Genomic DNA, 893 nt, shown 5'->3' on the forward strand with positions numbered 1-893 from the left:
TAGACCTCTTGCAAAAGTAGTTGTAAGACGCAACGTATATTATTGAACTCTACTTACTTAATAGATATGCCAAACATAGATAAGCTACTCGAACAAAATAACGCAGGCTTCAAACGCTATACAGGTATTCATAAAGCGACCTTTTATGAAATGCTTGAAGCCATGCAGCAGCATGAAACCCAAAAGACCAAATCAGGTAGACCAAGCGTGCTCAGTCTTAAGGAGCAGATACTACTAGCCCTGACTTATTGGCGTGAATACCGCACGCTTTATCATATCAGTATGGACTTTGGTATTCATGAGTCTTCTGCTAGCCGTATCATTCGTAAATTAGAAGACACACTGATTGACTCTGGCAAGTTTGAATTGCCTAAAAAGCTGCCTAGTCGTGTCGATGAGGACATCAATTGGTCAGTCGTCATTGTCGATGCCACCGAAACCCCAATTGAGCGTCCAAAAAAAACCAAAGAGACTACTACAGCGGTAAGAAAAAACAACACACCTTAAAAGCGCAGGTTATCGTTCATTGGCAAACCGGTTTGATACTTGATGTGCAAACCTGTAAAGGGTCAATCCACGATTTTAAGCTGTATAAAGATACTTGTCCTGATTGGTTACCTGAGAATACTAACTATCTAGCAGACAGTGGTTATCAAGGGTTAGCAAAGCTACATAACCAAACTTTCACACCATTTAAGAAACCTCGTGGTGGTCAGTTATTGGAGATATGCAAACAGGCCAATCACTATCTGGCAAAGTTCCGTATTGTGGTTGAGCACAAAATAGGCTTAATCAAGTTGTTTAAAATCGTGGCTCATAAATATCGCAACCGTCGTCAGCGCTATGATCTTAGAATGAAGCTGTTTGCTGGTATCATTAATTCCGAGCTTAAA

Annotated in this window: 1 protein-coding gene and 1 pseudogene; both read left to right on the forward strand. The window is 40.5% G+C overall.

Annotation, left to right across the window (positions count from 1 at the left end; translation table 11 throughout):
- Positions 1–66: 66 nt before the first annotated feature.
- Entirely contained in the window at positions 67–507 is a 441-nt protein-coding gene (locus tag QL919_RS14075; protein WP_290190092.1) for a transposase family protein, read from the forward strand.
- An 8-nt stretch (positions 508–515) separates the two neighbouring features.
- Positions 516–893: pseudogene (locus tag QL919_RS14080) on the forward strand (transposase family protein); the annotation flags it as partial.

It is taken from the genome of Psychrobacter sp. APC 3426 (assembly GCF_030408035.1).
Taxonomy (GTDB): Bacteria; Pseudomonadota; Gammaproteobacteria; order Pseudomonadales; family Moraxellaceae; genus Psychrobacter.

What these genes read in the sequence shown, in the direction of transcription:
- QL919_RS14075 (WP_290190092.1), top strand. Translation starts at nt 67, where the DNA reads ATGCCAAACATAGATAAGCTACTCGAACAAAATAACGCAGGCTTCAAA.